This is a genomic window from Pseudomonas sp., from assembly GCF_050739995.1.
Lineage (GTDB): Bacteria > Pseudomonadota > Gammaproteobacteria > Pseudomonadales > Pseudomonadaceae > Aquipseudomonas.
This window is the reverse complement of the sequence record NZ_JBOICG010000213.1, coordinates 1-7,473: the sequence shown is the minus strand read 5'-3', so window position 1 is coordinate 7,473 and position 7,473 is coordinate 1. Positions and strand designations below refer to the sequence as shown.

Sequence of the window (7,473 nt, the reverse complement as noted above, 5' to 3'; positions counted from 1 at the left end):
GCACACGGCTGCACCCAAACCCGCCCTAGAGGCGGGTTTTGTTTTTCCGACTCCTGGGCCCCTGCAAAATACCAGGAGACACCCATGAGTACCCAAAACGCCGACACGGGCCTGCTTGAGCATTACGTGAAAAAGATCCTCGCGGCTCCGGTCTATGACCTGGCGGTACGTACGCCTTTGCAACTCGCGCCGGCGCTGTCGGCGTTGCTGGGCAACCAGGTGCTGCTCAAGCGCGAAGACCTGCAACCCACGTTTTCCTTCAAGATTCGGGGTGCCTACAACAAGCTGATGCAACTCACGGCGGAACAGAAATCCCGGGGCGTGGTGACAGCGTCGGCGGGCAACCACGCCCAGGGTGTGGCGCTGGCAGCGCGGGAACTGGGGATCAAGGCGCGCATCGTCATGCCGTGCACCACGCCGGAGTTGAAGGTGCTGGGTGTGCGCTCCCGAGGCGCCGAAGCGGTGCTGCACGGGGAGAGTTTCCCGTTTGCCCTGGCCCATGCGCTGCAACTAGCCGAGATGTCGGGTAGCACGTTCGTGTCGCCCTTTGATGACCCCGATGTGATCGCCGGCCAAGGTACGGTCGGTATGGAAATATTGCGTCAGCAGCAGGGCCCTTTGGACGCGATTTTCGTGCCGGTGGGTGGCGGTGGCTTGATCGCCGGCATCGCGGCGTACGTGAAATACCTGCGGCCCGATGTGCGTATCGTCGGGGTCGAACCCGAAGGTTCCAGTTGCCTGTTGGCAGCCCTGCGTGCAGGCGAGCGGGTGGTGCTACCCGGCGTCGACGGGTTTGCCGATGGCACCGCGGTGGCACAGATCGGCGCATATGGGTTTGAGGTCTGCCGGGATTGGGTGGATGAGGTCATCACCGTGAGTAACGATGAACTGTGCAGCGCTATCAAGCTGATCTACGACGACACCCGTTCCATCACCGAGCCTTCCGGTGCGTTGGCGGTGGCCGGTATCCGTCGATACGTCGCGCAACGTGGCGTGCGCGAACAAACCCTGGTGGCGGTGAACTCAGGGGCGAATATCAACTTTGATAGTTTGCGACATGTTGCTGAAAGAGTCGCTGCACAAGGTGTCGTTTAACACAATGGCCATGATTAAACGTTTAATCGGCGCATTTCGCCGATGATTTACACGACGTAAACGCAAGGCCGCCTAACTTATATAACTCACTGGAGTACTTATGAGGAAAGGTTACAACGAGAGTGGAATTTGCCGAGTAGGCTCATGAGGGTAAGCGTCTTCCAGGGTCGGCAAGACGTGGCAGGCACGCGCCTGCCAGACACACAATAACCTGTTGGCAGTCTCATGAAAGGAGAGGTTGGCCATGCTTTCGGAATTAGAACTTCGCAGCATTATTGAAGGAAGTTTCCTGCCCAAACGGTGCGAGTGCACCAAAGCCGAAGATGCTTCGCTGACGATCAAAGTCTTTGATGACCGCGACCGTGATCGGGTGGATTTGGAAGTCAAAGGGATAAACGCGGACAAGCTCGACAGCAGTCGAGCGATTTGCAACCTGATCACCGGGTTGCGCGAAGACCTCAAGCACACCCACGCACCCGCGCTGCAACGCGTAGGTGGGCGTGGTTATCACTAGGTTGACGCTTGAGGTTGAGTCACCGACGACCTGTGGGCCTGGATAAACGCCAGGCCCAACATCTCCTCAGGTCGAGGCCTTGATGTTGCAACGGTTCAATTCTGGAAATCGCAGGCTTCGGACATTTTCCGGTAGCTCACGTCTTCCACTTTGCCGGCCTTGTCCACGAACTTGATATCCGCGTTGATGACCTTGCACTCGTTGGTGTCGGTTTCGTGCATTGCGATCACTTTGTCGATATTCAACGGCATTCCGTATTGATAAGGCACGGGTTTGGTTGCCGTCTGTTGGATATCGGCCTGTGCCATGCCCGAGACAGCTGCCAAGGCCAGTGTGCCGGTGAGTAATAAACTACGAAGTTTCATGATGGTGCTCCGCAAAGGGTTCGACTTCACTGTCGACCGACGCGATTAACCATCGATTAATTTTTTCCTGGCTGACAAAACCTTCATGAATCCAATTGGCGGCGGTAGGGCAGGTCCGGCCCGGTCTTGCTGCACGTCAGGGCAGCGGCGCGGATGGCAAAACCGAGCATGCTGTCGATCTGTGGGCGGGTCAGCTGTTGCAGCCCTTCCACCGAATCCAATTGCTGCTCGGTCAACCAGGCAATCAACGCCGCCTGGAAGGTATCTCCGGCACCCACCGTATCAGCCATCACCACCTTGACGGCCGGTTGCGACCAGTTGCCGTGCTGGCGGCTGAACACACTGGCGCCGTCACCGCCACGGGTGAGGAACACCAACTGGCAACGGTGTTGCAGCCAACCCCGCAGCACGCTTTCCGGCGACTGGTCGGGGTAGAGCAGGTGCAGGTCTTCGTCGCTGACCTTGATCAGGTCGGCATGCTTGACCAGCTCAGCCACGCGGTCGCGCCACAGCTGGATATCCGGCTGCGGGTTGAGCCGCACGTTGGGGTCGAGGCTGATCAGGCGCTTGCCGCTTTCGCGCTTGACCAGGCTCAGCAGGGTATCGCCGATGGGTTGCACCACCAGCGAGAACGAACCGATGTGCAGCCCGCGAATATCAGCGCCCAGCGCGGGCAAGTGGGCCATTTCCAGCAACCGGTCGGCACAGCCTTCACCGCGAAAGTTGTACTGCGGTGAGCCGTTGGCGCCCACGGCAACCATCGACAGGGTGGTGGGCGCGGCGAATTCCACCAGGAAGTCCTCGCGTACGCCTTCGTCCTTGAGCACCTGCAACAAGCGGCGCCCCAGGAAGTCGGTCGACAACCCGCCGAACAGCCCGGCCTCGATACCGAGACGGCGCAGGCCCACCGCCACGTTGAACGGCGAGCCACCGGCAATCGCCTTGTAGTTGACCTTGGAAGCCTGCCCGCTGGCCTCTTCTTCGCTGAAAAAATCGAACAGCGCTTCGCCACACACCAGATACATAGTCGTTCGCTCTTAAAGGGTTGCCACGAGTTGTTGATAGCGCTCGTAGGCGTGTTGATAGGCACTCACACGGTCGGCTGACGGCTGCGTGCGGCTGGCCGGGTCGATGCTCACACATTTGTCGCATAGGCTGGCCAGGGATTCGCCAGACTGGCTCCACGCCGCCTGGATCGCCGCACCCAGCGCCGCCGCTTCGCTTTGTTCGGTGCAGACCACTTCGGTGTTCATGATATCGGCGACCATCTGCCGCCACACCGGGCTTTTCGAGCCGCCGCCGATCAGGCGGATGCTCTGGCTTTGCAGGCCGGTCTGGCGCAGCAGGTCCAGGCCATAACGCAGGCCGAAGGTGGCGCCTTCCACCACGGCCCGGCACAGGTTGGCGCGGGTCAGGTTGGTCATGTTCAGGCCATGCAGGCTGCCGGTGGCATGGGGCAGGGCGGGCACGCGTTCGCCGTTGAGGAACGGCAGCATGTTCACGCCGTCGGCGCCGATGGGGGCTTGGGCGACCAGGGCGTTGAACGCCGGCAAGTCGAGGTCGAACAACTCGCGAATCACGCCGGTCGCGTTGGTCAGGTTCATGGTGCAGATCAAGGGCAACCAACCGCCACTCGATGAGCAGAACGTCGCGACCGCTGCCTGTGGGCTCACGTTCGGCTGGTCGGCAAATGCGTAGACGGTGCCCGATGAACCCAGGCTCATGGTGATCACGCCGGGCGCGATATTACCGGTGCCGATGGCGCCCATCATATTGTCGCCGCCGCCGCTGGAGACCACTGCATGGGGGTTGATGCCCAGGCGTTCGGCGATGGCGGGCAAAATCGTGCCCACGCTTTGATTCGCCTCGACCAACGCCGGCAGCGCAGCTTCCAGGCGACCGCTGGGGTCGATGTGCCTGAGCAGTTCCACATCCCACTCACGGGTGCGCACATTGAAATAGCCGGTGCCCGAGGCGTCACCGTATTCCGCGACAGGGTGGCCGGTGAGCCAGTAGTTGAGGTAGTCATGGGGCAGCAGGACATGGGCGATGCGTGCGAACAGGTCTGGGTGTTGTTCGCGGGTCCATAGCAGTTTCGACACGGTGTAGCCCGGCGCAATCGCCACGCCGAGGCGTTCCAGCGAGCCATGTTCGCCGCCCAGATACGCCAGCAGGCGGTCGTTCTCAGGCGAGGTTTCGGTGTCGCACCACAGCTTGGCCGGGCGCAGCACCTGGCCCTGCTCATCGAGCAATACCAGGCCATGTTGCTGGCCGGAGACGCCGATGCCGAGAATGTCCTGGCCGTCCACGCCGGCTTGTTGCAGGGCGCGATGAGTCGCTTCGGTAAAGGCGTCCAGCCATTCCTGGGTGTGCTGCTCGCGACGGCCATTGGCGCCGCTGAGCAGGGTGTGCGCCGCAGCACCGAGGCCGAGTACCTTGCCGCTGGACGCGTCGAGGACGATGGCCTTGGTGCCCTGGGTGCCGCAGTCGATGCCGAGGAACAGGTTTTGCTGGGTCATGATGGTTTGCTCAGCAGTATTGTTTTTTGGGATTGGAAACCCGATCAATGTGGGAGCTGGCTTGCCTGCGATGGCAGCCTGTCTGTCACCTCATGGCTGACTGATCCACCGCCATCGCAGGCAAGCCAGCTCCCACAGGTTTAAGCCAGTTTCTTCAGGAGGTTTTGCAGTGTTTGGGTGACGCCATTGTCGCGCAGGCTCACAAAACACCGCTCAAACGCTGCCACAAACTCAGGCGAACTGGGAATGGCCGTGCCGAAAATCTCTTCCACGCCCAGCAACCGTTGGCTGATCAGCGCGTCATCACTCACCAGCCCCTGGCAAAATTCCGCCCGTGGGTCGGGAATCCTGTAGCTCACGCCGTTCTCATCCACGCCTTTCAAATACAAGGCCCAGGCCGCAACCACCAGCGCAGCCCGCTCAGTCTCGCGACCTTCGGCAATCAAGCGGTTGATGGTCGGCACGGTGAACTTGGGAAACTTCGACGAGCCGTCGGAACACACGCGCTCCAATTGGTCGGCAATCGCCTGGTTGGAAAAACGATCCACCAGGGTCTGCTTGTAGTCGGTCAGGTCGATGCCCGGTACGGGAGCCAGGTTCGGCGTGACGTCCAGGTCCATGTACGCACGCATGTAGGCGACAAATACCGGGTCGTTCATGGTCTCGTGTACAAACCGATAACCCTTGAGGAAGCCCAGGTAAGTCAGCGCCAGGTGGCTGCCGTTGAGCAGGCCGATTTTCATTTCTTCATAGGGCGTCACGTCGTCGGTGAACTGCACGCCGACCTTCTCCCACGCCGGGCGACCGTTGACGAACTTATCTTCCAGCACCCACTGCACAAAGGGTTCGCACACCACCGGCCAGGCATCGTCGATGCCATGTTCATCATGCAGTTGCAGGCGGTGGACGGTGCTGGTCATGGGCGTGATGCGGTCGACCATGGCGTTGGGAAAGCTCACGTTGGCCTTGATCCAGTCATGCAATTCGGCGTTGTGCAAGGTGGCAAACGCCAGCAGCGCCTTGCGGGTGACCGCGCCATTGTGCGGCAGGTTATCGCAGGACATGACGGTGAAGGCCGCAATACCCGCCGCACGGCGTTTAGTCAGCGCAGCGCAGATAAAACCGAACACGGTTTTCGGCGCGTTCGGGTGCGCCAGGTCGTGCTGGATCTGCGGCAGGTGGGCCATGAACTCGCCGTTGCTGTCGTCGATGCAGTAGCCGCCTTCGGTGATGGTCAGCGAGACAATGCGAATCTCGGGGCTAGCCAGTTTGTCGATCAGTGCCTGGGCGCTGTCCTCGGCCAGCAGCATGTCGCTGATCGAGCCGATCACCCGCACTTCGGTGTCGTTGGTGTCACCCAGTTCATACAGGGTGAACAGGTAGTCCTGGCCGGCCAGGTCGTCGCGGGCCTTGCGGTCCTCGGCACGCAGGCCAACGCCGCAGATGCTCCAATCCAGGCCCACGCCCTTATTCATCAGCGCATCGGTGTAATACGCCTGATGCGCACGGTGAAAACCGCCGACGCCGATATGGGCGATGCCCTGGGAGGTAGGGGTGTAAGTCGGCAGTTGTACTTCGGGTGCCAACTGCGTGAGGTTCTGTTTATTCAGTTTCATCACAAGTCTCGCGAAATCAGGCGGCAGCGCGCAGTGGGCGGGCCACGGCGACACCGTCGGTGTCGAACAGATGGCAGTGCGCCGGGTCGAGGTGCAGGTGCAGTGTTTCGCCGTATTGGCTGGCCATGTCGCCGCGAATCCGCATGGTCAGCGGCTCGCCATTAGCGGTGATGACATGGCAGAACGTGTCGCTGCCCAGGCGTTCGCCCACATCGGCGGTGACGGTGAGGGTGGTTTGGCCGGGCGCAGCGATTTCCAGGTGCTCCGGACGAATCCCCAGGGTCACTGCGCTGCCCACGCTCAAGCTGGCACCGCTCAACGGCAAGCTGATCAAGGTGCCGGCGTCCAGTTGCACTTCACAGCCCTGGCTTTCGACACGGGTGACCTTGCCCTTGAGGAAGCCCATTTTCGGCGTACCCAGGAAGCCTGCCACAAACAGGTTGGCCGGCTGGTGATACAGCTCCAGGGGCGAGCCGACTTGCTCGATGCGGCCACTGTTGAGCACCACCACCTTGTCGGCCAGGGTCATGGCTTCCACCTGGTCGTGGGTCACGTAGATCATGGTCGCCTGCAGCTCTTTATGCAGGCGCGCCAGTTCCAGGCGCATCTGCACGCGCAGGGCGGCGTCGAGGTTGGACAGCGGTTCGTCGAACAGGAAGATTTTCGGGTTGCGCACAATCGCACGCCCAATCGCCACCCGTTGGCGCTGGCCGCCGGACAACTGCTTGGGCTTGCGCTCCAGCAGCGGGCCCAGTTCCAGGATGCGTGCGGCTTCGCTGACTTTGCTTTCCACCAACTGCTTGTCCACGCCCGCCAGGTCCAGGGCAAATGACATGTTCTTGCGCACGCTCATGTGCGGGTACAGCGCGTAGGTCTGGAACACCATCGCCAGGTCGCGTTTGGCCGGGGTCACTTCGGTGATGTCGCGGCCATCCAGTTCGATGGTGCCTTCGGTGACTTCTTCGAGGCCGGCGATCAGGCGCAGCAGGGTAGATTTACCGCAGCCCGACGGGCCGACGAACACCACGAACTCCTTGTCGTTCACTTCCAGGTCAATGCCCTTGATGATGGAAAAGCCTTCGAAGCCTTTTTGCAGATTCTTGATTTTCAGGTTGGCCATGATGGGCCTCCGTATTCAAATTTTTTATCAGGAAGCCGTTACTTCACGGCGCCGAAGGACAAACCGCGCACCAGCTGTTTCTGGCTGATCCAGCCAAAGATCAGGATCGGCGCACAGGCCAGCGTCGACACGGCGGACAATTTGGCCCAGAACAACCCTTCGGGGCTGGAGTAGGAGGCGATCAGCGCGGTCAGCGGCGCGGCGTTGGACGAGGTCAGGTTCAATGACCAGAACGCCTCGTTCC

6 protein-coding genes and 2 pseudogenes are annotated in these 7,473 nt (G+C 60.9%); 2 read left to right on the top strand and 6 right to left on the bottom strand.

Going from position 1 to position 7,473, the window contains the following annotated elements:
- Window positions 1-84: 84 nt before the first annotated feature.
- Both ilvA and ACRESD_RS07420 read left to right on the top strand, forming a co-directional pair.
- A pseudogene (gene ilvA, locus ACRESD_RS07425) lies at window positions 85-1,071 on the top strand (threonine ammonia-lyase, biosynthetic); the annotation flags it as partial.
- Between the two features lie 268 nt (window positions 1,072-1,339).
- On the top strand, window positions 1,340-1,609 hold the full coding sequence (locus tag ACRESD_RS07420; protein WP_431750330.1) for a DUF1652 domain-containing protein: 270 nt from the start codon (window positions 1,340-1,342) through the stop codon (window positions 1,607-1,609).
- 95 nt (window positions 1,610-1,704) lie between these two features.
- On the opposite strand, the gene ACRESD_RS07415 is transcribed toward ACRESD_RS07420, so the two are convergent.
- From ACRESD_RS07415 to ACRESD_RS07390, 6 genes and pseudogenes are all read right to left on the bottom strand, one after another.
- The gene (locus tag ACRESD_RS07415; RefSeq protein WP_431750329.1) at window positions 1,705-1,974 is read right to left on the bottom strand and encodes a DUF2790 domain-containing protein; all 270 of its coding nucleotides are present in this window, start codon (window positions 1,972-1,974) and stop codon (window positions 1,705-1,707) included.
- 83 nt (window positions 1,975-2,057) lie between these two features.
- Window positions 2,058-2,999: a carbohydrate kinase family protein gene (locus ACRESD_RS07410; RefSeq protein ID WP_431750328.1), complete on the bottom strand. Its 942-nt coding sequence runs from the start codon at window positions 2,997-2,999 to the stop codon at window positions 2,058-2,060.
- A 12-nt stretch (window positions 3,000-3,011) separates the two neighbouring features.
- The gene (xylB, locus tag ACRESD_RS07405; protein WP_431750327.1) at window positions 3,012-4,493 is read right to left on the bottom strand and encodes a xylulokinase; all 1,482 of its coding nucleotides are present in this window, start codon (window positions 4,491-4,493) and stop codon (window positions 3,012-3,014) included.
- A gap of 140 nt (window positions 4,494-4,633) precedes the next feature.
- Window positions 4,634-6,109, bottom strand: coding sequence for a mannitol dehydrogenase family protein (locus ACRESD_RS07400; protein ID WP_431750326.1), 1,476 nt, complete (start codon window positions 6,107-6,109; stop codon window positions 4,634-4,636).
- 16 nt (window positions 6,110-6,125) lie between these two features.
- Window positions 6,126-7,229, bottom strand: a complete 1,104-nt coding sequence (locus ACRESD_RS07395; protein ID WP_431750325.1) for an ABC transporter ATP-binding protein — start codon at window positions 7,227-7,229, stop codon at window positions 6,126-6,128.
- 38 nt (window positions 7,230-7,267) lie between these two features.
- Window positions 7,268-7,473 (bottom strand): annotated as a pseudogene (locus ACRESD_RS07390) (carbohydrate ABC transporter permease); the annotation flags it as partial.

Coding starts and splice junctions, on each gene's coding strand:
- ACRESD_RS07400 (WP_431750326.1), bottom strand. CDS start 6,109: ATGAAACTGAATAAACAGAACCTCACGCAGTTGGCACCCGAAGTACAA.
- ACRESD_RS07420 (WP_431750330.1), top strand. CDS start 1,340: ATGCTTTCGGAATTAGAACTTCGCAGCATTATTGAAGGAAGTTTCCTG.
- ACRESD_RS07415 (WP_431750329.1), bottom strand. CDS start 1,974: ATGAAACTTCGTAGTTTATTACTCACCGGCACACTGGCCTTGGCAGCT.
- xylB (WP_431750327.1), bottom strand. CDS start 4,493: ATGACCCAGCAAAACCTGTTCCTCGGCATCGACTGCGGCACCCAGGGC.
- ACRESD_RS07395 (WP_431750325.1), bottom strand. CDS start 7,229: ATGGCCAACCTGAAAATCAAGAATCTGCAAAAAGGCTTCGAAGGCTTT.
- ACRESD_RS07410 (WP_431750328.1), bottom strand. CDS start 2,999: ATGTATCTGGTGTGTGGCGAAGCGCTGTTCGATTTTTTCAGCGAAGAA.